This is a genomic window from Mesorhizobium sp. USDA 4775, from assembly GCF_054062655.1.
In genome coordinates this window covers 282,508-304,958 of record NZ_JBSSFM010000001.1, presented here as the reverse complement: position 1 = coordinate 304,958, position 22,451 = coordinate 282,508, and the positions used below count along the sequence as shown (strand labels likewise).

Annotated in this window: 26 protein-coding genes and 2 pseudogenes; 18 read left to right on the top strand and 10 right to left on the bottom strand. The window is 63.2% G+C overall.

Going from position 1 to position 22,451, the window contains the following annotated elements:
* Nucleotides 1-19 precede the first annotated feature (19 nt).
* From ACVILI_RS01530 to ACVILI_RS01520, 3 genes are all read left to right on the top strand, one after another.
* A complete protein-coding gene (locus tag ACVILI_RS01530; protein WP_027047482.1) occupies nucleotides 20-571 on the top strand; it encodes a phosphotransferase-like protein in 552 nt (183 codons plus the stop codon).
* A gap of 55 nt (nucleotides 572-626) precedes the next feature.
* Complete coding sequence (locus ACVILI_RS01525; RefSeq protein WP_240564701.1) at nucleotides 627-1,379, top strand: Stf0 family sulfotransferase; 753 nt, start codon at nucleotides 627-629, stop codon at nucleotides 1,377-1,379.
* 88 nt (nucleotides 1,380-1,467) lie between these two features.
* Nucleotides 1,468-2,208 carry a class I SAM-dependent methyltransferase gene (locus ACVILI_RS01520; RefSeq protein WP_019861661.1) on the top strand — a complete coding sequence of 247 codons (741 nt, stop codon included), beginning with the start codon at nucleotides 1,468-1,470 and terminating at the stop codon, nucleotides 2,206-2,208.
* A 24-nt stretch (nucleotides 2,209-2,232) separates the two neighbouring features.
* On the opposite strand, the gene ACVILI_RS01515 is transcribed toward ACVILI_RS01520, so the two are convergent.
* From ACVILI_RS01515 to ACVILI_RS01505, 3 genes are all read right to left on the bottom strand, one after another.
* Nucleotides 2,233-4,578 (bottom strand): response regulator, encoded by a 2,346-nt coding sequence (locus tag ACVILI_RS01515; RefSeq protein WP_038653463.1) that lies wholly within the window; start codon nucleotides 4,576-4,578, stop codon nucleotides 2,233-2,235.
* A 112-nt stretch (nucleotides 4,579-4,690) separates the two neighbouring features.
* Entirely contained in the window at nucleotides 4,691-5,446 is a 756-nt protein-coding gene (locus ACVILI_RS01510; RefSeq protein ID WP_019861659.1) for an SDR family oxidoreductase, read from the bottom strand.
* A 51-nt stretch (nucleotides 5,447-5,497) separates the two neighbouring features.
* Complete coding sequence (locus ACVILI_RS01505; protein ID WP_038650167.1) at nucleotides 5,498-6,415, bottom strand: polyprenyl synthetase family protein; 918 nt, start codon at nucleotides 6,413-6,415, stop codon at nucleotides 5,498-5,500.
* A gap of 78 nt (nucleotides 6,416-6,493) precedes the next feature.
* Between ACVILI_RS01505 and ACVILI_RS01500 the strand changes: the two genes are divergently transcribed.
* The 7 genes and pseudogenes from ACVILI_RS01500 (at nucleotide 6,494) to ACVILI_RS01470 (ending at nucleotide 12,401) form a co-directional block, all read left to right on the top strand.
* The gene (locus tag ACVILI_RS01500; RefSeq protein ID WP_019861657.1) at nucleotides 6,494-7,255 is read left to right on the top strand and encodes a biosynthetic peptidoglycan transglycosylase; all 762 of its coding nucleotides are present in this window, start codon (nucleotides 6,494-6,496) and stop codon (nucleotides 7,253-7,255) included.
* A gap of 288 nt (nucleotides 7,256-7,543) precedes the next feature.
* A complete protein-coding gene (gene rpmF / locus ACVILI_RS01495) occupies nucleotides 7,544-7,726 on the top strand; it encodes a 50S ribosomal protein L32 (RefSeq protein ID WP_008873867.1) in 183 nt (60 codons plus the stop codon).
* 338 nt (nucleotides 7,727-8,064) lie between these two features.
* Nucleotides 8,065-9,432 carry a transporter substrate-binding domain-containing protein gene (locus ACVILI_RS01490; RefSeq protein WP_457102290.1) on the top strand — a complete coding sequence of 456 codons (1,368 nt, stop codon included), beginning with the start codon at nucleotides 8,065-8,067 and terminating at the stop codon, nucleotides 9,430-9,432.
* A gap of 97 nt (nucleotides 9,433-9,529) precedes the next feature.
* A complete protein-coding gene (locus tag ACVILI_RS01485) occupies nucleotides 9,530-10,189 on the top strand; it encodes an amino acid ABC transporter permease (RefSeq protein WP_240564987.1) in 660 nt (219 codons plus the stop codon).
* Nucleotides 10,186-10,860, top strand: a complete 675-nt coding sequence (locus ACVILI_RS01480; RefSeq protein ID WP_019861653.1) for an amino acid ABC transporter permease — start codon at nucleotides 10,186-10,188, stop codon at nucleotides 10,858-10,860. Before ACVILI_RS01485 ends, ACVILI_RS01480 begins: the two co-directional genes overlap by 4 nt.
* A gap of 30 nt (nucleotides 10,861-10,890) precedes the next feature.
* Nucleotides 10,891-11,845, top strand: a pseudogene (locus ACVILI_RS01475) (agmatinase).
* Nucleotides 11,846-11,999: 154 nt separating this feature from the next.
* A complete protein-coding gene (locus ACVILI_RS01470) occupies nucleotides 12,000-12,401 on the top strand; it encodes a hypothetical protein (RefSeq protein ID WP_019861651.1) in 402 nt (133 codons plus the stop codon).
* 248 nt (nucleotides 12,402-12,649) lie between these two features.
* Here ACVILI_RS01470 and ACVILI_RS01465 read toward each other — a convergent pair whose 3' ends face one another.
* The 3 genes from ACVILI_RS01465 to ACVILI_RS01455 form a co-directional block, all read right to left on the bottom strand.
* Complete coding sequence (locus tag ACVILI_RS01465) at nucleotides 12,650-13,081, bottom strand: GlcG/HbpS family heme-binding protein (RefSeq protein WP_038650156.1); 432 nt, start codon at nucleotides 13,079-13,081, stop codon at nucleotides 12,650-12,652.
* A 192-nt stretch (nucleotides 13,082-13,273) separates the two neighbouring features.
* Entirely contained in the window at nucleotides 13,274-13,507 is a 234-nt protein-coding gene (locus ACVILI_RS01460) for a hypothetical protein (protein WP_020629062.1), read from the bottom strand.
* Nucleotides 13,508-13,584: 77 nt separating this feature from the next.
* Nucleotides 13,585-14,106 carry a winged helix-turn-helix transcriptional regulator gene (locus ACVILI_RS01455; protein ID WP_038650154.1) on the bottom strand — a complete coding sequence of 174 codons (522 nt, stop codon included), beginning with the start codon at nucleotides 14,104-14,106 and terminating at the stop codon, nucleotides 13,585-13,587.
* 94 nt (nucleotides 14,107-14,200) lie between these two features.
* Here ACVILI_RS01455 and ACVILI_RS01450 point away from each other — a divergent pair, with 94 nt between their 5' ends.
* From ACVILI_RS01450 to ACVILI_RS01430, 5 genes are all read left to right on the top strand, one after another.
* A complete protein-coding gene (locus ACVILI_RS01450; protein ID WP_038650151.1) occupies nucleotides 14,201-15,037 on the top strand; it encodes an alpha/beta fold hydrolase in 837 nt (278 codons plus the stop codon).
* 103 nt (nucleotides 15,038-15,140) lie between these two features.
* Nucleotides 15,141-15,797, top strand: a complete 657-nt coding sequence (locus ACVILI_RS01445) for a glutathione S-transferase family protein (protein ID WP_038650149.1) — start codon at nucleotides 15,141-15,143, stop codon at nucleotides 15,795-15,797.
* Between the two features lie 5 nt (nucleotides 15,798-15,802).
* Nucleotides 15,803-16,138 (top strand): ArsR/SmtB family transcription factor, encoded by a 336-nt coding sequence (locus ACVILI_RS01440; protein WP_069090322.1) that lies wholly within the window; start codon nucleotides 15,803-15,805, stop codon nucleotides 16,136-16,138.
* Between the two features lie 11 nt (nucleotides 16,139-16,149).
* Complete coding sequence (locus ACVILI_RS01435; protein ID WP_019861644.1) at nucleotides 16,150-16,623, top strand: SRPBCC family protein; 474 nt, start codon at nucleotides 16,150-16,152, stop codon at nucleotides 16,621-16,623.
* Nucleotides 16,624-16,681: 58 nt separating this feature from the next.
* Entirely contained in the window at nucleotides 16,682-17,146 is a 465-nt protein-coding gene (locus ACVILI_RS01430) for an SRPBCC family protein (protein ID WP_038650143.1), read from the top strand.
* A 31-nt stretch (nucleotides 17,147-17,177) separates the two neighbouring features.
* Here the strand turns inward: ACVILI_RS01430 and ACVILI_RS01425 are convergent, their stop codons facing one another.
* From ACVILI_RS01425 to ACVILI_RS01415, 3 genes and pseudogenes are all read right to left on the bottom strand, one after another.
* Entirely contained in the window at nucleotides 17,178-17,441 is a 264-nt protein-coding gene (locus ACVILI_RS01425) for an ArsR/SmtB family transcription factor (RefSeq protein ID WP_019861642.1), read from the bottom strand.
* A gap of 31 nt (nucleotides 17,442-17,472) precedes the next feature.
* Nucleotides 17,473-18,722 (bottom strand): annotated as a pseudogene (locus ACVILI_RS01420) (MFS transporter).
* A gap of 90 nt (nucleotides 18,723-18,812) precedes the next feature.
* Nucleotides 18,813-19,007: a DUF1192 domain-containing protein gene (locus tag ACVILI_RS01415; protein ID WP_027047479.1), complete on the bottom strand. Its 195-nt coding sequence runs from the start codon at nucleotides 19,005-19,007 to the stop codon at nucleotides 18,813-18,815.
* A gap of 122 nt (nucleotides 19,008-19,129) precedes the next feature.
* On the opposite strand from ACVILI_RS01415, the gene ACVILI_RS01410 reads away from it, so the two are divergent.
* The 3 genes from ACVILI_RS01410 (at nucleotide 19,130) to ACVILI_RS01400 (ending at nucleotide 21,656) form a co-directional block, all read left to right on the top strand.
* Nucleotides 19,130-20,140 carry an NAD(P)H-quinone oxidoreductase gene (locus ACVILI_RS01410; RefSeq protein WP_038650140.1) on the top strand — a complete coding sequence of 337 codons (1,011 nt, stop codon included), beginning with the start codon at nucleotides 19,130-19,132 and terminating at the stop codon, nucleotides 20,138-20,140.
* Nucleotides 20,141-20,439: 299 nt separating this feature from the next.
* Entirely contained in the window at nucleotides 20,440-20,580 is a 141-nt protein-coding gene (locus tag ACVILI_RS01405; protein WP_064981134.1) for a DUF1127 domain-containing protein, read from the top strand.
* A gap of 383 nt (nucleotides 20,581-20,963) precedes the next feature.
* Entirely contained in the window at nucleotides 20,964-21,656 is a 693-nt protein-coding gene (locus tag ACVILI_RS01400; protein WP_019861638.1) for a DUF1013 domain-containing protein, read from the top strand.
* A 61-nt stretch (nucleotides 21,657-21,717) separates the two neighbouring features.
* Here the strand turns inward: ACVILI_RS01400 and ACVILI_RS01395 are convergent, their stop codons facing one another.
* Nucleotides 21,718-22,437, bottom strand: coding sequence for a helix-turn-helix transcriptional regulator (locus tag ACVILI_RS01395; RefSeq protein WP_457102289.1), 720 nt, complete (start codon nucleotides 22,435-22,437; stop codon nucleotides 21,718-21,720).
* Nucleotides 22,438-22,451 lie beyond the last annotated feature (14 nt).

Genomic DNA, 22,451 nt, shown 5'->3' with positions numbered 1-22,451 from the left:
CCGAGAGAGGCGTTTAACGATGACAGCCAGGATCGTTCTGCTCAATGGCGTCGGCAGTGCCGGCAAAAGCTCGATTGCCAGGGCGTTGCAGACAATAACCGCCGCGCCGTTCCTGCATGTCCAGATGGACAGTTTCCTCGAGATGCTGCCCGAGGCCTTGCAGAACCATGCCGATGGCTTCTCCTACGAAACCGTCCGACAGGACGGCAAACCCGCGGTCGTGATCAGGGCCGGGCCGGTGGGCGAAAAAACCCTGCGCGGCATGCGCCACGCCATTGCCGCCATGGCCGGGCAAGGCAACGACCTGATCGTCGACGATGTGCTGTGCAACGGCGAACTATCGGACTATGTCAAACTGCTGTCGGCCTTCGATCTCCATCTGGTCGGCGTGATGGCGCCGCTGCAGGTTCTGGAAGCCCGCGAGGCCCGGCGACCCGACAGACTGCCGGGGCTGGCGCGCTGGCAATATCCCCACGTGCACGCGGGGATAAGTTACGACCTCGAAGTCGACACCAGCCTGCTTACACCGTTGGAGTGCGCCCGTCGCATCCAGCAGCGATTTCAATTATAGGCGGCGGTGAACTGGCCGGGGTTGCCTGCCTGCGATGAACGACGAGGGCAGCGGGATGTTCGACGCCTACATTATCTGCGGCACGCCGAGAACCGGCAGCACCTTGCTGTGCAAGCTCCTGGCATCCACCGGGACATCGGGCGATCCGCACTCCTTCTATCGGCGGCAGGACCTGCCGGAATGGGCCGAGGAGTGGAAACTGCCAGCCCGCGACACGATGGGCGAGCTTGAATTCGACGTTGCCTATCTCGATGCGGCAATCACCGCCGGCAAGGGCGGGACAGGCATCTTCGGCCTGCGCCTGATGCGCGAAAACCTGGATGAGCTTTCGGCGATCCTCGACCGGATTTTCCCAGGGCTGGCGTCGGACGCGGCGCGTTTCGGAAGAGCTTTTGGCCGCATTCTCTACATACATCTGTCGCGTGAGAACAAGCTTGCGCAGGCGATCTCGCTGATCAAGGCACAGCAGACCGGTCTTTGGCACATTGCGCCCGACGGCACCGAGATCGAAAGGGTCGCACCGGCGCAAGAACCCCACTATGATTTCGAGCGGATCAAAGGGGAACTCGCCAAACTCGAAGCCTATGACACGGCGTGGAACATCTGGTTCGCGGCGCAAGTCATAAGGCCGCTGCGCATCGGCTACGATCGTCTCTCCGCCGATCCGGCGGCGACCTTGCTGGCCATCTGCGAGGCCCTCGGCGTTCAACCGCCGAATGCCAGGAACATCCGGCCGGGCGTCGCAAAGCTCGCCGACGAGACAAGCCTCGACTGGATGCGCCGCTATCGTCAGGACGCGGCCGGCTGAGTATGGGGCCCGAGCAAGGCCGCAGCCTCGACGGCGGCGTGGATTGCGCCTGTCGCGCATCGCAAGCATTTGGGCTATAGGCCGCGGCATGACCGATCCGATCTACAATGATCCCGACTTCGTTCAGTTCTACGACATCGAGAATCAGGATGGCCGCGCCGATTTCGACTATTGCGTCGGTCTTGCCCGGGATGGCGGATCGGTTCTCGATCTTGGTTGCGGCACGGGTCAACTGGCCGCCGAGATGGCCCAAGGGCGCAACGTCACCGGTGTCGATCCCGCATCGGCCATGCTCGATATCGCGCGACGCAGGACCGGCGGTGACAAGGTCGACTGGGTTGTCGCCGACGCGCGAACGGTGCGGCTCGGGAGACGGTTCGATCTGGTGCTGCTCACCGGTCACGTTTTCCAGGTTTTCCTGACCGACGAGGATCAGCGGGCGGTGCTGCGTACCATCGCCGAACATCTCGGTCCCGGTGGGCGCTTCGTCTTCGACACGCGAAATCCCGCCGTGGAGGCGTGGCTGGAATGGACGCCGCGGCGCTCCGAAAGGATGGTGGAGCATCCCAGCCTTGGCACGGTCAGGGCTTGGTATGATGCCGACTGGGATGCCGCCAGTGCGGTGGTCACCTATTCGACCTTCTATGAAATTCCGGGCGGCAGGCCGATTCTGGGCGCGGAATCGAAAATAGCGTTTCCGAAGAGGGAAGATCTTGCCGGGATGCTGGATGACGCCGGCCTGCTGGTGGAGCAATGGCTCGGCGACTGGCAAGGCGAACCCTATGCGGACACCTCGCCGGAAATCATCCCGATCGGTCGGCTGCGCTGATCAGGCAGCCTGGCCGGATGTATCTCACGCCGTCTTGGCCACCACCGTCTCGCTGAGCCAGGTGCCGATTTTCGTCCCCAGACGATCGGGCGAAACCGGCTTCGGCAGATAGTCGTCCATGCCGGCATCGATGCACTTGTCGCGATCGCCCTTCAGCGCGTGCGCGGTGACGCCGATGATCGGGATGTGGCCGCCCGACGAGGTCTCGATCGCCCGGATGGCGCGGGTTGCCTCGTAGCCGTTCATCTCGGGCATCGAGACATCCATCAGGATCAGTTTCGGATGCAGCGACCGGTACATCTCGACCGCTGTACGGCCGTTGCCGGCGATGCGGTAACTCAGACCGAGCCCGTTGAGGATCTGGCCGAACACCAGCTGGTTCACCTCATTGTCCTCGGCGATGAGGATGTCGATCGGGCCGTTCGGCGTGGCGGTCGATTCCGGCGCTGCCATGACCGGCATGGCCGGGCCACGGATGACGGTGAAGGCAGGAGGTGCCGCCTGCGGGACCGGCTTCGGCTGGACCGGTTCGCGGATGAACTGCGCCTTGCCGACCTGCGAGCGGGCCTTCTGGATGACCGAGATGACCGTGCCGAGCAGGACCGCCGAGCGCGCCGGCTTGGTCAGATGCGCCGATATGCCGAAGTCGATGATCATTTTGCCGAAATCGACCTGATCGACCGAGGTCAGGATGACGATCGGAATGGCTGACAGCCGGCTGTCGGCGGCGATGGCCCGGGCGACATCGGCGCCATTCATGCCGGGCATTTGGTAATCGAGGATGATGCAGTCGACGCTGGCGCCGAGCTGGCAGGCCCGATCGAGGAAGGCCAGCCCCACCGCGCCGCTTTCGGCGGCAGCGCAGTCGAAGCTCCAGCTTTTGAGCTGCTCGAGCAGGATTTCGCGGTTGACCGGATTGTCGTCGATGACCAGCACGCGCGCGCCGGTGACGTCGACCGGCACGATCGCATCACGCGCCTCGGCATGATGCACGGGAAGCGGCACCGCGAACCAGAAGACGGAGCCGCGCCCGATCTCGCTCTCGACGCCGATCTTGCCGGCCATCAGGTCGACGAGGCGGGCGGCGATGGCAAGGCCAAGGCCGGTGCCTTCGTGACGCCGGGTCGACGAGCCGTCGACCTGCGCGAATTTCTCGAACACGTTCTGCAGTTTCTCGGCCGGGATGCCGATGCCGGTGTCCTCGACGCGCAGCCTGAGCTGGACGACATCGTTGATGGTTTCGCCGCCGACATCGATCAGCACGTGGCCCTTCTCGGTGAACTTCACCGCATTGCCGACCAGATTGGTGACGATCTGCCGGAAGCGGCCGGCGTCGCCGACGACATGGGCCGGCAGGCGCGGATCGACGCGCACGATCAGTTCGAGGTTCTTCTCGGCGACGCGTGCCGAGACCAGTGTCGCTACGTCCTCGACCGCTTCGGTGAGACGGAAAGGGGCAGGGTCCAGGGTGAGCTTTCCGGCGTTGATCTTGGAGAAATCGAGGATGTCGTTGATGATGGTGAGCAGCGCATTGCCGGATTTGACGATGACGTCGGTGAAGGTCTTCTGGCGCGGGGTCAGTTCGGTCTTGGCCAGCAGTTCGGCCATGCCGAGCACGCCGTTCATCGGTGTGCGGATCTCGTGGCTCATATTGGCAAGGAATTCCGACTTGGCGCGATCGGCGGCCTCGGCCTTGAACAGGGATTCAGCCGACTGGGCAAAGGCGCGGCGGATCGCCTGCTCCATCGGCCGGAAGATCCAGAAGGCGACGATGGCCAGGACGCCGAACAACAGGCCGCTCGCCCACAACAGCAACCGGTCGCTGGACGCGTCGGCCAGATGGCGCTCTTCATCCATCGCGGTGCGGACGCGGACCAGCATCGGCTGAACGAACAGGTCGTTCTGATTGCGGATTTCCCTATAGCTCCATTCATCGGCCTTCTGCGCCACCGACATGAGATTGAAGTTGCGCACCATGTCATGCGCCGACCAGAACAAATCGCCGTTGACCGACGCGGTTTCGAGTTCGTTGAGGGTCTTGGCCGACAGGCGCGAGCGCAGCGCGGCGAACTGGGCGGTCAGCGTGTCGATCTCACCGGTCAGGCGTTCGGAATGGTCGCGGGCCGAAGCGGTCAGCGCATCGCGCGTTTCGTTGCGCCAGGCGGAACCGGTGGTCTCGGCGAAGCTGGTGGCGTTGCGCAGGTCGCGGGTGAAGACGACGAGGTTGCTGCTCAGCGCGTCAACCTCATGACGGAAGGAATTGACACGGTTGAGCGCGACCATGATGGCCGCGGAAGCCAGTGCGAAAATCAGCAATCCTGAAAGATAGCGAATCCGGACAAACCGGATGAAGGAAGAATATTCCGGCATGCGCAACCCCAACACATACGCATTATTTTAACGACCGGGATTACGCTTCATTTACATTAAGATTTCGTTCGCGCGACCGCCGCGATTGCTCGTTCGTACGGCGATGGGGCGATCAGATCGACGCGGTGATGCCGCCGTCGACATAGAGGATATGGCCGTTGACGAAGGACGAGGCGTCGGAGGCCAGGAACACGCAGGCTCCGACCAGTTCCTCCACCTTGCCCCAGCGGCCGGCCGGGGTGCGCTTTTCGAGCCAGCCGCTGAAAGCCGGATCGGCGACAAGGGCGGCATTCAGCGGCGTGTCGAAATAGCCGGGGGCGATGGCGTTGCATTGCAGGCCGTGTTTGGCCCAGTCCGTCGCCATGCCCTTGGTCAGGTTGCCGACCGCGCCCTTCGTCGCCGTGTAAGGGGCGATGCCGGGGCGGGCGAGTGCGGTCTGCACGGAGGCGATGTTGATGATCTTGCCGCGGCCGCGGCTGATCATGTGGCGCGCGACCGCCTGGCCGACATGGAAGACGCTGGCGACATTGGTCTGCAGCAGCCGCTCGAAAGCATCGGCGGGAAAATCCTCGAGCGGCGTGCGGAACTGCATGCCGGCATTGTTGACCAATATGTCGATGGGGCCGCCGGACAGCTCGAAATTGTCGATTGCGGAACGGACACCGTCATGATCGGTCGCGTCGAAAACAAGTGTTTGCGCCCCGGGGATCTGCGCCGCCGCGGCGCCGAGCTTGGCTGCGTCGCGGCCGTTGAGGATCACGTTCGCGCCGGCTTGCGCCAGGCCCTTGGCAAGAGCGAACCCAATGCCTTGCGACGAGCCGGTTACGAGCGCCCGGCGCCCGCTGAGATCGAACAGATTGGCCGGCATCGAAGCTAATCTCCCGTTTGTCTCTCAACCCGCACCGACATCGGCGGGCACTCAGCTGTTGCGCGTCGCGATGAAGGTCGCAGCCTGCTTCAGCAGTGCCGCCTGGTCGCCAAAGGGGTCGAGCAGCGCGTGCGCCTGCCCGACAAGGCCGTGCAACTGGCTGCGCGCCCAGTTCGCGCCATGCAGCGCCACCAGTGTTCCCTTGCCGGCTGCGGCATCCTTGCCGGTCGCCTTGCCCATCTGGCTGGCGTCGGCGGTCAGGTCGAGCAGGTCGTCGGCAAGCTGGAAGGCAAGGCCGATGGCCGAGCCGAATTCGGCCAGTCTTTCGCGGTCCTCGGCCGCAGCGCCAGCGATGATGGCGCCGGCCTCGCAGGCGAAGCGGATCAGCGCGCCAGTCTTCATCGCCTGCAGCGTTATGATGCCTGCCTCGTCGGGCGGCGTCTGCTCGGCTTCGAGGTCGAGCTTCTGGCCACCGACCATGCCGCCGGCTCCGGCCGCACGGGCAAGCGCCAGCACCAAGGCCGCCCGCCGCTCCGCCGGCAGCACGGTTGCCTCGCCGGCGACGATGTCGAAGGCCAGCGTCAGCAAGGCGTCGCCGGCCAGGATCGCGGTTGCCTCGTCGAAGGCCTTGTGCACTGTCGGCTGGCCACGGCGCAGATCATCGTCATCCATCGCCGGCAAATCGTCATGGATCAGCGAATAGCAATGCACGCATTCGAGTGCCGCCGCGACGCGCAGTGCTGCTTCGCCGTCGGCGGAGAAAAGGGCAGCACTTTCCATGACCAGGAGGGGGCGCAGGCGCTTGCCGCCGTTCAGCACGCCATGGCGCATCGCCGCCATCAGGCGATCGGGCCGCGCGATCTCGCCCGAAAGCGGGCGATCGTCGAGCAAGCGCCGCAGCAGCACCTCGACGGCCGCTGCCCGCCTGATGAGCGCCATTTCGAACGCCATTTCGTCGTCATTCGTCATGGTCGGGACCGGTAGCCGACACTCAGACGTTGCGCAAGAAGGCAAGCGCCATTATGCCGGAGCGAGGAGAAGCACGGGTTGGGCGGCTTGGCGGAACCGATCGTCGATCATGAAACCGAAAAGCTGGACATGGCGACGAGATCGCGCGGCTTGAACCGCCGCGGTCTCAGGCGCTGGGTCCGGCGCGGCCTTGTCGTGGCCGCGGTGCTGGCGCTCATCCCGACAGTGCTGACCTTCCTTTACCTACCGTCCTTCGTGCACCCGGTATCGACGCTGATGCTGAAGGACCTAGCGACTTTCTCCGGCTATGACCGGCGCTGGGTGTCGATCGACGATGTCGCGCCGGTTCTGGCCCATTCCGTCATCATGTCGGAGGACGGGCAGTTCTGCTTCCACCGCGGCGTCGATCTCGGCGAATTGCGCGGCGTCGTCGACGATGCGCTGGCCGGCGAGGCGACGCGCGGCGCCTCGACCATCACCATGCAGACGGTGAAGAACCTTTTTCTCTGGTCGCGCCCACTGGGCTCGGTGCGCAAGGTCGTCGAACTGCCGCTGGCGGTCTATTTCGACGCGGTGATGTCGAAGCGCCGCATCATGGAGATCTATCTCAACATCGCCGAATGGGGGCCGGGCATCTACGGCATCGAGGCGGCGGCGCAGCACCATTTCGGCATTCCGGCAAAACAGCTGTCGCGCCGGCAGGCCGCACTTCTCGCCGTCACCTTGCCCAATCCGATCGCCCGCAATCCGGCCAAACCCGGGCCGGGCCTCAGACGGCTCGCCAATCTGATCGAGCGGCGCGCCGGCCGCTCCGGCGCCTATGTCGGCTGTCTGGAGTAGGGCGTGTCGATGTTCAGGTGATGCCGGCCTGCAAACGGCTGACACCTGCGCTTCCGGTGCTCACGTACTTCAAGTACGCTCCGCTCCGGTTCTCGGTATCCTCGTTTTCGACTCGGCCTGACCTGAACCTCAACACGCCCTAGCCTAGCCGACTCAAAAAAATTCATGGCAGCGCTGGCCAAAACGGTGTCAGGCGTGTATAGGCACCCGACTTTCTCAGATTTAGGCCCCGACATGGCCCTTTCACGAGGGCGGGCGGGGCTTTTGACCATGTAGTGGAGCATATCCATGGCCGTTCCGAAACGCAAAACCTCTCCGTCCAAGCGCGGCATGCGCCGCTCGGCCGACGCCCTCAAGGCCCCGACCTATGTCGAGGACAAGAATTCCGGCGAAATGCGCCGTCCGCATCACATCGACCTGAAGACCGGCATGTATCGCGGTCGCCAGGTGCTGACCCCCAAGGAAGGCTGAAACCAGCTTTTTTGAAGGATTGAGTTACAAAGGACCGGCCTCTGGCCGGTCTTTTTGCGTTTGGCGAACCTTAACGGGCTCGGGCTACGACCTCCATCCCGAGGATCCTGATCGGCAGCTTGAAGCTGCCTCCAACGGCGTGGCCAAGCGTGTCGGATTGGCGCGCCGCTTGATCCTCTCTGCCTGACGACCATCGACGCGACTTCCCCAAATCAAACTCAGCTTTCCAGCATCATTGCGACCATTGAATCCTGGGCTCGTTGTTTTTCGACGCGGGTGGGATTGTAATGGATGGTTTCTTATGCAATTTTCTTAATAATAGTCGGAAATCGACACCAATGGGGAATTACATGTGGGATTTCGTCAGCACGAGTGATCTCGACGACACCGAGCAGGCGGTGCTTTCCCAGCTCAAGGTCGATGGACGGATGTCGAGCGTCGATATTGCTAAGCGCATCGGCGTCACCGAAGCGACAGTGCGGCGCAAGATGGCGCGCGTCCTCGAGGATCCGGACATCTGCATCCAGGCGGTCGTGCGCCCCTTGCGCAGCGATGTCGGCATCGCTGCCATTGTTGGGTTCGACGTCGACCGCGAGCACATCATCAGCGTCGCCCGGAAACTGTCGGAATACTCGTTCGTCGACAGCGTCTACGCCATGACCGGGCCGTTCGACATCATCATCCAACTCACTTTGCCATCGACGACCAGCCTGCACGACTTCCTCGTCAGCGAACTGGCGAACGTTCCCGGAATCAAGGATTCCGAGAGCTACATGATCGGCCGCGTGTTCAAGCACTCAGGCCGGGCCTACCAGCGCAGCAAAACCGAAGAAAAAAAGAGGGTAACAATGGGTGAGTTCCTGTCCGCATCGCGCCGCCGCGTCCTGTCTCTGCTTGCCGCCGCGCCGCTCTTCCTGTCCTTCGCATCCGCCGCTCATGCCGATGGGCTGGTCGACCAGATCAAGCAGCGCGGCACAATCGTCGTCGGCACCGAGGCTGCATTCGAACCGTTCGAGTTCGTCCGTGACGGCCAGATCGTCGGCTACAACAAGGACATTCTTGACTACGTCGTCAGCCAGCTCGGCGTGAAGCTCGACCAGCTCAATCTGCCCTTCCAGGGCCTGCTGCCGGGCCTGCTGGCCAAGAAGTTCGACCTGATGGCGACGTCGACCGGCATCAACGCCGAGCGGGCGGCAAAATACGCCTACACAAGGCCGACGGGCTCGTTCGAGAACGTCATCGTCGTTCGTGCCGACGAGGAGCGCATAAAGAAACCCGAAGACATGAACGGCATGGTGGTGGCGACGCAGCTTGCTTCTTCAGTGCAGCCGGTCATCGAGGCCTATGACAAGGAGCTCAAGGACAAGGGCGGCAAGGGGGTCGGCGAGCTGAAGCTGTTCACCTCCTTCCCCGAGACGCATGTCGCTCTCGCCTCCGGCCAGGTCGATGCAATCGTCATCGCCTCGCCTTCGGCGGCGGTGCTGATGAAGAACGTCCCGGACACCTACAAGGTGGTTGGCTCGATCGGCGAGTTCTCCTACCTGTCCTGGGTGGTACGGCCGGAGGACAAGGACCTGCGTGAATTCATCAACGCCAAGATCGGCGAGCTGAAGGACAGCGGCAAGTTGAAGGAGCTGCAGCTGAAATGGTTCGGCTTCGAAATGAAGACGCCAGACCAGGGCTATCTTCCGCCCGGCGCGCTCTGAGCTCTCGCGACCCCTGAACTTGTCTGGCGCGGCGCAAGCGATGGGCTGTCGTGGCCATCGACGGCGCCAGGCGGTGCTCCTCCGTTCGAGCTGAAAAATGCTTCATTTTTCAAAGACGCTGACCTTCCTGCCGCAATTCTTCACCGGCGCCGGCATCACGCTCGGCGTCTCGGCGCTGGGGTTCATCGTCGGCACAGTGATCGGCTTCGGCCTGCTCGCCTGCGGCCGGTCGCGCTGGCGGGCGGTCCGCTGGATCGGCGCGCTCTACACCAGCTTCATCCGTGGCACGCCACTGATCGTGCAGATTTTCGTCGTCTACTACGTGCTGCCGGGCCTGGTCGGCATCGACTTGCCGCCGCTTCTGGCGGGCGTTCTGGCGCTCAGCTTCAACAGCGCGGCCTTCGTCGCCGAAATCCTGCGTGCCGGGCTGACCCGCATTCCCGCCGGCCAGTATGAGGCGGCCAAGGCGCTCGGCCTGAAGCCTGTCGTGACCTGGTTCAAGATCATCATGCCGCAGCTGTTCCGCGCCATCATTCCGCCGATGGTCAACGAGTTCACCATGCTGGTGAAGGCCTCGTCCATCCTGTCGGTGATCGCGGTGGTCGAGCTGACCCGCACCGCGCAAAACATCATGAATGTCACCTATCGGCCGGTCGAAGCGTTCTGCGTGGCGGCGGTGTTGTATTTCATCGTGCTGTTCTCCTGCAGCCTTTTGACCCGGCATCTGGAGCGCAACGCGGAGGGAGCGCGCGCATGACGTTCGACTTCTCCGTCATCGCGGACAATTGGCAGATCCTAGCCAAGGGCTTTGGCACCACGGTGCTGATGTGCACCGTGTCGCTGCCGCTCGGCTTCGCGCTCGGGGTCGTGCTGGCGCTGGTCAAGTTGAGGGGCGGGCGACTGCCGGCTGCCGTCGTCTCGGCCTACGTCGAAATCTTCCGCAACATCCCGTTCCTGATCCAGATCTTCCTCCTGTTCTATGCCCTGCCGATGTTCGGCATCCGGCTTTCGCCGGTAGTGGTTTCGATCGGCGCGCTGTCGGCCTATGCCAGCGCCTATTCCGCTGAGATCATCAGAGGCGCGATCCAGTCCATCTCTTATGGCCAGGTCGAAGCCGGCTATGCGCTGGGGCTGCGCTACCTCACCATCTTCCGCAAGATACTGATACCGCAGGTGCTCGGCTACATCCTGCCGGCCGCCACCAATCTCACCATCACGCTGATCAAGGAATCGGCAATCCTGTCGGCGATCACGGTTCCCGAACTCACCTACATGGCCCAGAACATCATCGGCCGCACCTTCTCGCCGGTGGAGATCTTCACCGCCATCGCATTGCTGTACTGGGGTTTGACCGCCCTCGTCGCGGCAGTCTCTCGCAGCCTGGAGCACAGGCTGCAGCCGCATCTCGCAGCCCGCCGTGGCGCCTGATCCAAAAGCCTTCAATGCAGAGGAGACCCCATGTCCAAACTCACCACCTCGCCTCGCGATGTCTTCCAGACATTCCTGAACTTCCCGCTGGTCGAGGATCTCGACACGCTGAAGGCCGATGTAGCCATCATTGGCATGCCCTATGGCGATCCCTATACGATCGACGAGCTGATCAACGACCAGACCAACGCGCCGACGGCGGTGCGGCGCGCCTCGCAGCGCATCAGCCAGAGGCTCGACCGCTATGATTTCGACATTGGCGGGCCGGTCTTCGCCGGCCAGGACATCAAGGTGGTCGATGTCGGCGACGTGCCCGGCAATGCCGCGGATCATGTCGGGCACTACAAGAGAGCTGAGGCGGCGATCCGAAAGATCCGCGCCGCCGGCGCCCTGCCGATAACCATTGGCGGCGACCATGGCATTCCGATCCCGATCTTCCGTGCGTTCGACGGCGAAGGCCCGATCACGCTGGTGCAGCTCGACGCCCATCTCGACTGGCGCGACAATGTCAACGGCGTTAAGGAGGGTTATTCCAGCACCATCCGCCGGGCCTCGGAGATGGCGCATATCAAGCACATCTTTCAGGTCGGCATTCGTGGCCAGGGGCAGCGCACGCACCGAAGAGGTTGAGGCGGCCCGCGCCTACGGCGCCAACATCATCACCACCAATGAATGGCAGGATATCGGTACAGCGGCGCTGCTCAAACGCATTCCAGACGGCGGCCGCTACTACCTCACCATCGATGCAGACGGACTTGACCCGGCGGTTATGCCGGCGGTTGAGGGGCCGCAGCCGGGCGGCATCAGCTACCGCCAGACGATCGAGCTGATCCAGGGGCTGGTCGGCAAGGGCCGTCTCGTCGGCATGGATATCGTCGAAATCGCGCCGGCGCGCGATGTCAACGAGATCACCTCGATGACGGCGGGCCATATCATCCTCAATGTCATCGGGGCCGCCGTGCGCGCCGGTTACTTCAAGCGCTGAGCCTCTGGCTCAAGCTTGCACCATGTCGACCGGGCAACCGGCTGACATGGTTGTTGCATCCGGTCTTCGACCGTGTTTGCGGCTTCGCACGAAAAATCTTGACGGCGTGGCTGTGGCGCATTCTACAGAAGGTGCCCCCATATGGAGACGCCAGATGTTCGGTGCCGTCCCGCTCTTGATCGTGCCTTTCATTCTCTACAATCTTGGCCTGCTCGGAATTTTCGGCGGCGGCGACGACCCGTGGGGGAGCGAGATCTTCTCGTTCCGCATGATGTCGGGCGGGGTGTTCTCGATGACGCTCGGCGACCTGATGATACTGATCGCGCTGATCTTCCTGTTCCTCGAAATGGTGAAGTCGGCGCGCACGACCAGCGCCTCGATCATGGACCATCTCCTGTCGACGCTGGTCTTCGTCGCCTTCCTGGTCGAATTCCTGCTGGTCAAGGGCGCGGCGCACTCGATCTTCTTCACGCTGATGATCATCGCGCTGTTCGACGTGATGGCCGGGTTCGCGGTGTCGATGCGGTCGGCGAGCCGCGACATCAATTTGAATTAGGTCCTCAGCGCAGACGTTTGGCTGGCGCTTGCGCTGACAGTCGGCGGAAACGTCCATCGGGTCGTCATCCTGGGGCGTAGCAAGGAGCGTAGCGACGCAGCGCAGACCCCAGGATCCATGCCGGGACTCCGAAGCGTCGCCACGGTCCAGAATTCTTCTCCGTTGTACCCGTCAGCAAGGTCGCGGAATGGATCCTCGGGTCTCCGCGACGGAGCTTCGCTCCAGCTCCGCCCGTGGATGACGAAGTTTCAGCCCGGATCCGCGGTGAAACCGGCGGCCTCGATGCCGGCGATGGCCGCGGCCTCGTCATTGTCCGACGTGTCGCCCGAAATGCCAACGGCGCCGATGATAGTGCCGGCCTTGTCACGGATCAGCACGCCGCCGACAACCGGCAGCACACGTCCACCCGACACGTCCGAGATGCCGGCGACCAGATGCGGGCGCTCCTTGGCGAAGGCCTCGACCTTGCGCGAGCCCATGCCGATGGCCAGCGCGCCATAGGCCTTGCCCGCCGACATTTGCGGGCGCAGGAACGAGGCGCCGTCCTGGCGCTCGAAGGCGACCAGATGGCCGCCAGCGTCAAGGACTGAGACGCCGAGCGGCTTGAGCTTGAGTTCAGCGCCCTTGGCGAAGGCGGCATCGATGATTTGCCGGGCCTTTTCGAGCGGCAGTGCGGTCATGGCAATCTCCTGTTGGGAAGGGGACAATCATCGACGGCCAGCCGGCCGAAGCAATCCCGGTTTCGGTTGAAATTGCTTCTTGTGAAGCGGCGGGATGAGGGGCCGCTGCCGCCAGGGCGGTGCCGGCGAGCGACTGGATCGACAGGCGAACGGTGTCGGCGGGTCAGGCCGGGTTGCCGAAGGGCCGTGCGGCTATTTCTTTTTGGCGCGGGCAGGCTTCTTGGCGGGCGCCGCCGGCGCGTTGGCTAGGTCTTCGGCTTCCTTGGCCAGCCGCAGAGCCCGCAGCTTGTCGGTCTTGGCCTTGCGGGCGTCGCTCTCGGCGGCATATTCCGCCATCGCCTTCTGGCGGACGGTGGCCGCCTCTTCCTGCTTCTTGAAGCGCAGATCGGCGCGCGCGCGGGCGGCATCCCGAGAGTTCTCAACCAAGACCTTAGCCAATCCCGTGAATTGTGGTTTCTGCTTCTTCTAGCAGAGCCGGCCTCGAAACGGGGGAAAATAGTTGGTTAGGCGGCCGGGCTGGCGCCGAGAGCCTTGCCGGCGACCACGGCTTGATAGGCGGCCTGCAGGGTCGCACGGACAGAAGGACCGGATGCCGTGTCGAGCGCCATACCCAGATGCTCATGGCGCAACTCGTCCATGAATTTCTCCCACATTGGCGGTCCGCCCTTTTCCAGCAGTTCGGCGCGGATCGAGAGTTCCTCGCTGGTTGGCAGCCAGACGCGGCCCCAAGCGCCGAGATGGGCCAGGATCGGCACCAGCGTGATGGCCATCTCGGTCAGGCTGTAGATCGCCTTCTGCTTGTGACTGGGATCGTCGGCCTTGGTCAGCATGCCCAACTCCATCAGTCGCTTCAGCCGGTCGGCAAGGATGTTGGAGGCAATGCCTTCGATCGATCCGTTGAGCAGTTCGCGGAAATGCCGCCTGCCGCCAAAAATCATGTCGCGAAGGATGATCAGGCTCCAGCGGTCGCCGAACACTTCCAGCGACAGGTTGATCGGGCAGCCGGACCGGCGATCGAGGCTCATTCGATTCTCTCCACGCAAAACCAGTTGCATTATCGTATCAGTTTTATTATGGTGCAACCGATTGCAAAATGCAATCAGATTAGGAGACTGAGTGATGACGACGATCAATCGCCCCGAGATCAAATCCGAAGTCTTCGGCGATCCCGAAAATCCCGCGCTGCTTTTGATCATGGGCGCGATGGCCTCGATGCTGTGGTGGCCGGAGGCGTTTTGCCGGGAGCTGGCGGATGCCGGCTTGTATGTGATCCGCTACGACAATCGCGATACCGGCCGTTCGACCAAATATCCGCCCGGCAAGCCGCCCTACACATTCGACGACATGGCGGACGATGCGATTGGTGTGCTCGACAGCCACGGCATCGGGAAGGCCCATGTCGCCGGCATGTCGATGGGCGGCATGATCGCGCAACTCGTGGCGCTCAAGCACCCCTCCCGTGTCGCGTCGCTGACGGTGATCAGCAGTTCGCCGGTGGGGATGGACACTTCGCATCTGCCGCAGACAACCGACGCCTATATCGAGCACTCGGCCGCGGGCGCCGATGTCGACTGGTCGGACTGCGGCCAGGTGATCGATTTCGTGGTCAAGGATGCGCGGGCGATCGCCAGCACCATACATCCGTTCGACGAAGCCCGAATGAGAGCCTTCATCGAACAGGACTACGACCGCTCCGGCGGGTTCCTGAGCGCAACCAATCATTTTTCACTCAAGGGTGGCGATGCGTGGAAGGGGCGGTTGCCGGGGATGGCGGTGCCACTGCTGATCATCCATGGCACTTCAGATCCGATCTTTCCGGTCGAACATGGCGAGGCGCTGGCCAAAACGGTCGCCGGCGCGAAACTCCTTCGTATCGCGGGCGGCGGCCATGAGCTTCATCCGCAAGACTGGCCCGACATAGAAGCCGCCATCGTCGCCCATATCAGGTCCAACTGAACCATCGCAGGCGGTCTTGACGGGCAAGGCATGTCGCAATAGTTAAGTAAATGCTTCAGTGTTGATCTCCCGATCGACGAACCACGAGACAGAAGAGCAAAGAATGTCCCTGACGCTGCATTTCCATCCGCTGGCCTCTTTCTGCTGGAAGCCGCTGATCGCGCTCTACGAGAACGCCACCGCCTTCAACCCGGTCATCGTCGATCTCGGCGACGAGCACTCGCGAGCGGCTTTCCTGAAGATATCGCCGAGCGGCAAGATGCCGGCGCTGCGCGACGATGCGCGCGGCCGCACGGTGCTGGAATCGACCATCGTCGTGGAATATCTAGCCGCGCACTATCCGGGGCCGGTCGAACTCGTTCCCGCCGACATTGACCTGGCGCTGGCGGTCCGCCAGGCCGACCGCTTCTATGATTTCTATGTGCAGGAGCCGATGCAGAAGATCGTTGGCGACCGGTTGCGACCGCAAGACAAAACCGATCCGTTCGGCGTCGAGCAGGCGCGCGGCCAGCTGCGCAATTCCTACGCCATCGTCGAGCAGGAGATGCAGTCGAAGACCTGGGCGGTGGGCGACGCCTTCAGCCTGGCCGATTGCGCGGCGTCTCCGGCACTCTTCTATGCCAACAAGGTCGAGCCGTTCGGTGACAAATATCCCGCCGTGAAGTGCTATCACGACCGCCTGCTGCAGCGCCCTGCCTTTGCCAGGGTGATCGAGGAGGCGCAGCCCTACTTCAAGTTCTTCCCCTACAATGACGGCTGACCGCGATGCTGCACGATCCCGCCCAGCTCGACCTGATGTTCCAGGCGCTTGCCGATCCGGCGCGGCGGCAAATGGTCGACCGGCTGTCGCGCGGTCCGGCCTCGGTCACCCAGCTGGCCGAGCCGCTGGCAATGTCGCTGTCGGCTGTCGTCCAGCATCTCAATCTTCTGGAAGCAAGCGGCCTGGTGCGCACGCAGAAGGTTGGACGGGTGCGGACTTGCCAGATCGAGCCCAAGGCGCTGAGGGCGGCCGAGCACTGGATCAACGAGCGGCGCCTCTCCTGGGAACGCCGGCTGGATCGGCTCGGCGATTTTCTGGCGGAAACCAAAGACGAAAACTGAAGGAGGCCATTATGACCGAACCATCGGTGACCCACGCAACAATCGTGCTGGAGCGCATCTACGAAGCCTCGCCGGCGCGGGTGTTCCAGGCCCTTGCCGACCCACAGGCGCGCGCCCGCTGGGGAACGCCGTCGAAAAATGTCGACCTGGTCTACGACAAGGCCGATTTCCGTGTCGGCGGGCTGGATATCAGCCGCTGCGGGCCGCGCGGCAGCCTGATTTACCGCGTCGAGACCCGCTACATCGATATCGAGCCGGAGCAACGCATCGTTTCGACCGAGCTCGTTTGCGAGGGTTGGAACCGGCTTTCCGTCTCGCTGGTCACGGTCGAGCTTCAGCCAGTGGGGACGTCAACGCGGCTGGTGCTGACCGACCAGATCGCGGCCTTTGGCGGCAAGGACATGATCGCCGGCAGCCAGGCAGGGTTTAGCGCTGCGCTGGACAATCTGGCGGTGGAACTCCGGCATCAGCCGGTTGATGCCTGAAGCCTAAGGGCCGGCAGGACCTATTTCGGCAAACCAGTTTACCAACAAGGACCCAGACATGATCGAACGATCCGTCGTCCATTCCACCTTCATCATAGAGCGTCTCTATCCGGCGGCGCCGTCGAAAGTCTTCTTCGCGCTCAGCAACGCGGACGCCAAGCGGCGCTGGTTCACCGATCCCGACAATCCGATGCCGGGCCGTTTTCAAATGGACTTTCGCATCGGCGGCAAGGAGGTCAATGCCGGCGGGCCGAAAGATGGCCCGATCCACGTCTACACAGCCACCTATCAGGACATCGTGCCGGACCAGCGCATCGTCTACAGCTATGACATGCTGTTCGGCGAAACCCGCATCTCCGTGTCGCTGGCCACGATCGAACTTTTTGCCGACGGCAAGGGCACGCGGCTGGTGCTGACCGAGCAGGGCGCTTTCCTCGATGGTCACGACACATCGTCGTCGCGCGAGCACGGGACCGGAGTGTTGCTCGATTTGCTCGGCGCTTTTCTGAACGAGAAGACCTGAAAGTGGCTGATCGCTCGCCCGCCAGAAACGGTCAGGCTTCCCAGAATTGATCGAGCCAGATGTTGAGTCTCAGGAAGCCGGCATTGCTTACCGTGTAAACGCGCCGCGTGCCTTCAGCCTTGGCGTTGACCAGTCCAGCGTCGAGCAACACTTTCAGATGCTGTGACACGGCCGGGCGTGAGACTGGAAGTCCGGACGCCAACTCGTTGACGGTCTTCGGACCGCGTCGAAGTTCTTCCAGAAGGTGGCGCCGATTGGGGTCGGCGATCGCCATGAAGGCGTCGGAAAACATCATGCCTCATTTGCGAGGCAAAGTTTTTCGAATCTCAACTGTCTGCTTCTGCTTTTCTTCTTGGATCAAGCCGCAATGCTTCCGGCGTCACCGAGCGGTCGGCCGGCTGCGTCTTGAAGGCGTCGCGATCGCCGATCGGCACCGGGGCGCGGCGGCTGATGCGCAGCAGCGTGTAGCCTGCCAATGACAGATGTGCGAAGGCGGTCGCCAGGAACAGGCCCTCCGGGCGCATCCAGCCCATCAGCGCCGCCGCCAGCAAGGGCCCGATCATGGTACCGAAGCCGTAAAGCAGCAGCAGTCCGCCGGACACCTTGACGAAGTCCTCGGCACGGGCGTGGTCGTTGGCATGCGCTACGGCGATCGAATAGAGCGTATAGGCGAAAGCGCCGTAAGCGGCGGTGGAGACGATGACGAAAATGCCGGAGCGCGGTTGAAACAGGAAGATCAGGAGCGCGAACAGCGCCGCGCCGAAAGCAGCACCGGCCAATACGAAACGCCGGTCGGTCTTGTCGGAGAGACGTCCGGCCGGCAGCTGCATGGCGGCACCGGCGACGACGACAAGGCTCATCATCAAGGCGATCTCGGCGGTGGAAATGCCGATGCGGGCGCCATAGACCGCACCCAGCGTGCCCCAGGCACCGTTGGCGATGCCGATCAAAACGCAGGCGATGGCCGATACCGGCGAGTTGGCGTAGAGCCCCTTGACGTCGAGCTTGACGTCTTGCAGCGGCTTGGGGTGCGACGCCGTCGAAACCGCGGTCGGGATCAGCGACAGGCAGAACAGTATGCCGGTGATCATGAACAGTGACGCCGATTTCACGTCGCCGCCGGCGACGATCATCTGGCCGCCCATGATCGAGGCATAGGTGACCATCATATAGAGGCCGAAGACGGTGCCGCGGTTCTCGTTGGTGGCCTTCTCGTTCAGCCAGCTTTCGATGACCATGAAGGCGCCGGCCATGGTGAAGCCGGTAAAGGCACGCAGCAGGATCCAGACATATTCATCGATGATCAGGCCTGTGAGCAGAGGGCCACGATGGCGCCGGACGCGGCGAAGGCGCCGAAGGCGCGCACATGCCCGGCGCGGCGCACGATGCGCGGGGCAAAGAAGCAGCCGGTGACGAAGCCGCCGGCCCAGGCCGTGCCCATCAGGCCGAGCGATGCGGTGGAGAACCCTTCCACCTGGCCGCGCAGGGGAAGCAGCAGCCCATGCAGACCCGATGCCGCCAGCAGGAAGGCAGTGCCGCGAAGCAGGGAGAGGATCGGTCGGTAGGATGCGAGCATTTATTGATCCGGCTGGACTCTGGAGGGACTCAAGGTCTGAAGACAGTCGCATTCGGGCTTTTCGGCGGCGGGGCTGTTCCACCGGTCTGCCTATCCGCGGCGGAACAGTGCCTCGGCGGCCGATTTGGTGTTGTCCTTGGCCTTGAGCTCCGCCTCCAGCCTGGCGATTTCGTCGCGAAGGATGCCGATGCGCTCCGACAGTTCACCGACGGAAAGCAGCGACAGGTCCTGCCCGATCTCGTGCGGGCGCGCCTTCTTCTTGGGTTCGTCGTCGAAGATCGCCATCGTTGCTCCTCCTCCGCCACACCAGATTGGCCATTTGCCTGATTTGGCAATCAGCATACATAGGGCAAGGGCGTCGATGCAAACAGCCGGTAGGAATGCGGCGAGGAAAGACGGGAAACTTCATGGCGAGCGGACAAAGAATTCCGGCAAGGATGACGGCAATCGCGATCTCGGAACCGGGTGGCCCACGGGTGCTGAAACCGGAAACGCGCGATGTGCCGCAGCCCGGCCCGGGCGAGATCCTGATCAAGGTTCATGCCGCCGGCGTCAACCGGCCCGATGTGCAGCAGCGCAAGGGCGCCTATCCACCGCCGCCCGGCGCATCGGACCTTCCGGGCCTCGAAGTGTCGGGCGAAGTGGCTGCCCTTGGCGACGAGATATCGCGCTGGCGCATCGGCGACCGGGTGTGCGCGCTCACCCCCGGCGGCGGCTATGCCGAATATGTCAAGGTTCATACCGGCAGCGTGCTGCCGCTGCCCGCCGGTTTCACCCACACGGAAGCAGCGGCCGTGCCGGAAAACTATTTCACCGTCTGGCACAATGTGTTCGAACGCGGCGGCCTGACGAAGGGCGAGACGCTGCTGGTGCATGGCGGCTCGTCGGGCATCGGCACGACGGCGATCCAACTGGCCTCGGCCTTCGGCGCCTATGTCATCACCACCGCCGGATCCAGGGAGAAATGCGACGCCTGCCTGAAGCTCGGCGCCGACCGGGCGATCAATTACCGCGAGGAGGATTTCGTCACGGCGGTCAAGGAGGCGACGGAAGGCAAGGGCGCCAATGTCATCCTCGACATGGTCGGTGGCGACTATGTCCAGCGAAACTACGAGGCGGCGGCGGTCGAGGGCCGCATCGTCCAGATCGCCGTGCAGGCGGGTGCTGTCGCCAGCGCCGATTTTTCCAAGATCATGGTCAAGCGGCTGACCCATACGGGGTCGACGCTCAGGCCGCGCACCGTCGAGTTTAAGGCGGCGATCGCGGCGGCACTGGAGGCACAGGTGTGGCCGCTGCTCGGCACGCGCAAGGTCGCACCCGTCATGGACATGATCTACCCGCTGACCGATGCCTGGCGCGCGCATGAGCGGATGGAAGAGGGCGAGCATATCGGCAAGATCGTGCTCGACGTCGGCTAGGACGTATCGATATTCCGGTGAGGCCGGCCTGCAAATGGCTAATACCTGCGCTTCCGGTGCTCGCGTACGAAAAGTACGCTCCGCTCCGGTTCTCGGTACCAACCATTTTCGACTCGGCCTGACCGGAATCTCGACACGTCCTGGGACAGCGCCCTTCGCCCCTGCCTACAAGATGAACAGAGGCTTAATGGTGCAATGCAGCATTTGCATCATTGCTATGCAAAATCGGCCGTTCAAGTCCTCATCGATGATCACTATCTGTGCAGCATCGAAACGAACACCCCATCAGGAGGACTACCATGAACCCGATCCGCGCTTACCGTAACTGGCGCATGTACAACGAGACCGTGCGCGAACTGAACCGTCTCAACGCCCGTCAGCTCAGCGATCTCGGCATCAACCGCGCCGACATCGAACGGATCGCCCGCCAGGCGATCTGATATCAAGCATGATCCGGCCGCAGGGCCGGGCTCATGTTGAGAAGTAGAGCCGTCGCAGACGTTCCCCGTTTCCGGTTCCGAGCCCGCTGGACCTTGTCCAGCGGGTTTTGTCTTTTTGGGGCCAGTGCAATTGCCTGGCGATTCCAGGAGCGCGCGCGGCACTTGCGCGGCCTGCCCAAAAGTGCGGGTCCCCTTGGCTAATGTCGCTGGCGGCCCAGCCATCCGAACGTGCTTGCCTGCTCCCGAACCCATCGGAGCGGCCGCGCTTCCAAAAACATTGCGAAACGGCAAGGGAACGGTTATACAGGCCGCGAATTTCCCATTTTGGTGGCTCTAAACCACCGCCCGCGCGGGAACGCGGGCGAACGAGAAGGATTTTTCTAATGGCCAATACGCTGTTGATGCCCAAGGCGACCGCCGTCTGGCTGGTCGACAACACCGCGCTCTCCTTCGAGCAGATCGCGCAGTTCTGTGGGCTGCATCCGCTCGAGGTCAAGGCGATCGCCGACGGCGAATCGGCGCAAGGCATCAAGGGCATGGACCCGATCATGACCGGCCAGCTGACTCGCGACGAGATCGCGCGCGCCGAGAAGGACCCGAACCAGCGCCTGAAGCTTTCCGACCCTAAGGTGCGGGTGCCGGAATCCAAGCGCAAAGGCCCGCGCTACACGCCGCTGTCGAAGCGCCAGGACCGGCCGAACGCCATCCTGTGGCTGGTGCGCAATCATCCCGAACTCAAGGACGCGCAGATTTCGCGTCTCGTCGGCACCACCAAGTCGACGATCGAGCAGATCCGCGAACGCAAGCACTGGAATTCGGCCAATCTGCAGCCGATGGATCCTGTGACGCTGGGTCTCGCCTCGCAGATCGACCTCGACATGGAAGTCAACCGCGCCTCGCGCGGCCGCGAACAGGCGCAGCCGGTCGGCGACACGCTGCTGCCGGCGGCCCTGACCGAGCGGCTGGTTCCGGCCCCCGAAAAGCCGAAGGACGAGGATGCCGAACTCGACGCCAGCGCCGTGTTCGCCAAGCTCTCGGCGCTGAAGTCGAAGAACGAAGACGCTGACGACGAGTAAGGTCTGCGACAGTCCAAAAAAAAGCCCGCTTCGAGCGGGCTTTTTTATTCCATATGCAATCTCAGTTTCGCGCCACGCGGTCCGGCGCCATACCGTAATCCTCGCTGCGCTCCACGGCCCGGTAGAAGTCGGCAAGCTGCTTGCCGCGCTCCGGCTTGAAGATGCGGCCGGCGATCACCACCGAGGCGATGCGGTCGATGCGGAAGGCGCGGAAGTCGTCGCGCATCTCGCACCAGGCGACCAACGTCCACACCTTGCCCCAGAACCACAGGCCGAGCGGCCTGATGTCGCGCGCGGTGCCGCGCCCGGCCTCGTCGCAATAGTCGATGGTCAGCACCTGGCGCTTTTCGACAGCACGCTCGATCAGATCGATCGCCTCGCGGGCGGCGTCGCTGACCACCCACATCGGCGTGTGGATCTCGGTACGGGCGATGCGGTCCTTCTCGGCATCGGGCAGCACCGCGCCGATCTTGACCAGCGCCTCGTTGGCGGCCCGTGCCATGGCGGCGCCGCCAAAGGCGCGCACCATGCGCGCACCGGCAACCAGCGCCACGATCTCGTCACGCGTGAACATCAGCGGCGGAAGATCGAAACCCTCCCTCATCATGTAGCCGACGCCGGCCTCGCCGTCGATCGGCACTCCCGTCGACTGCAGGTCGGCAATGTCGCGATAGATCGTTCGCTCGGAAACCTCGAGCCACGTGCCGAGCTTCTGGGCGGTGACCAGACGGCCACCCCGCAGATGCTGCACGATCTGAAAAAGCCTGTCGGCGCGGCGCATCGTTTGCTTCCCAG

Bases quoted from the DNA above. Each gene is read 5' to 3' on its own strand.
- ACVILI_RS01455 (WP_038650154.1), bottom strand. From the start codon at position 14,106: ATGAGCCTCGATCGCCGGTCCGGCTGCCCGATCAACCTGTCGCTGGAA.
- ACVILI_RS01480 (WP_019861653.1), top strand. From the start codon at position 10,186: ATGACGTTCGACTTCTCCGTCATCGCGGACAATTGGCAGATCCTAGCC.
- ACVILI_RS01505 (WP_038650167.1), bottom strand. From the start codon at position 6,415: ATGACGAATGACGACGAAATGGCGTTCGAAATGGCGCTCATCAGGCGG.
- ACVILI_RS01520 (WP_019861661.1), top strand. From the start codon at position 1,468: ATGACCGATCCGATCTACAATGATCCCGACTTCGTTCAGTTCTACGAC.
- ACVILI_RS01450 (WP_038650151.1), top strand. From the start codon at position 14,201: ATGACGACGATCAATCGCCCCGAGATCAAATCCGAAGTCTTCGGCGAT.
- ACVILI_RS01435 (WP_019861644.1), top strand. From the start codon at position 16,150: ATGACCGAACCATCGGTGACCCACGCAACAATCGTGCTGGAGCGCATC.
- ACVILI_RS01490 (WP_457102290.1), top strand. From the start codon at position 8,065: ATGGGGAATTACATGTGGGATTTCGTCAGCACGAGTGATCTCGACGAC.
- ACVILI_RS01440 (WP_069090322.1), top strand. From the start codon at position 15,803: ATGCTGCACGATCCCGCCCAGCTCGACCTGATGTTCCAGGCGCTTGCC.
- ACVILI_RS01530 (WP_027047482.1), top strand. From the start codon at position 20: ATGACAGCCAGGATCGTTCTGCTCAATGGCGTCGGCAGTGCCGGCAAA.
- ACVILI_RS01425 (WP_019861642.1), bottom strand. From the start codon at position 17,441: ATGATGTTTTCCGACGCCTTCATGGCGATCGCCGACCCCAATCGGCGC.
- ACVILI_RS01485 (WP_240564987.1), top strand. From the start codon at position 9,530: ATGCTTCATTTTTCAAAGACGCTGACCTTCCTGCCGCAATTCTTCACC.
- ACVILI_RS01415 (WP_027047479.1), bottom strand. From the start codon at position 19,007: ATGGCGATCTTCGACGACGAACCCAAGAAGAAGGCGCGCCCGCACGAG.
- ACVILI_RS01445 (WP_038650149.1), top strand. From the start codon at position 15,141: ATGTCCCTGACGCTGCATTTCCATCCGCTGGCCTCTTTCTGCTGGAAG.
- ACVILI_RS01515 (WP_038653463.1), bottom strand. From the start codon at position 4,578: ATGCCGGAATATTCTTCCTTCATCCGGTTTGTCCGGATTCGCTATCTT.
- ACVILI_RS01400 (WP_019861638.1), top strand. From the start codon at position 20,964: ATGGCCAATACGCTGTTGATGCCCAAGGCGACCGCCGTCTGGCTGGTC.
- ACVILI_RS01510 (WP_019861659.1), bottom strand. From the start codon at position 5,446: ATGCCGGCCAATCTGTTCGATCTCAGCGGGCGCCGGGCGCTCGTAACC.
- ACVILI_RS01405 (WP_064981134.1), top strand. From the start codon at position 20,440: ATGAACCCGATCCGCGCTTACCGTAACTGGCGCATGTACAACGAGACC.
- rpmF (WP_008873867.1), top strand. From the start codon at position 7,544: ATGGCCGTTCCGAAACGCAAAACCTCTCCGTCCAAGCGCGGCATGCGC.
- ACVILI_RS01465 (WP_038650156.1), bottom strand. From the start codon at position 13,081: ATGACCGCACTGCCGCTCGAAAAGGCCCGGCAAATCATCGATGCCGCC.
- ACVILI_RS01470 (WP_019861651.1), top strand. From the start codon at position 12,000: ATGTTCGGTGCCGTCCCGCTCTTGATCGTGCCTTTCATTCTCTACAAT.
- ACVILI_RS01430 (WP_038650143.1), top strand. From the start codon at position 16,682: ATGATCGAACGATCCGTCGTCCATTCCACCTTCATCATAGAGCGTCTC.
- ACVILI_RS01525 (WP_240564701.1), top strand. From the start codon at position 627: ATGTTCGACGCCTACATTATCTGCGGCACGCCGAGAACCGGCAGCACC.
- ACVILI_RS01410 (WP_038650140.1), top strand. From the start codon at position 19,130: ATGGCGAGCGGACAAAGAATTCCGGCAAGGATGACGGCAATCGCGATC.
- ACVILI_RS01395 (WP_457102289.1), bottom strand. From the start codon at position 22,437: ATGCGCCGCGCCGACAGGCTTTTTCAGATCGTGCAGCATCTGCGGGGT.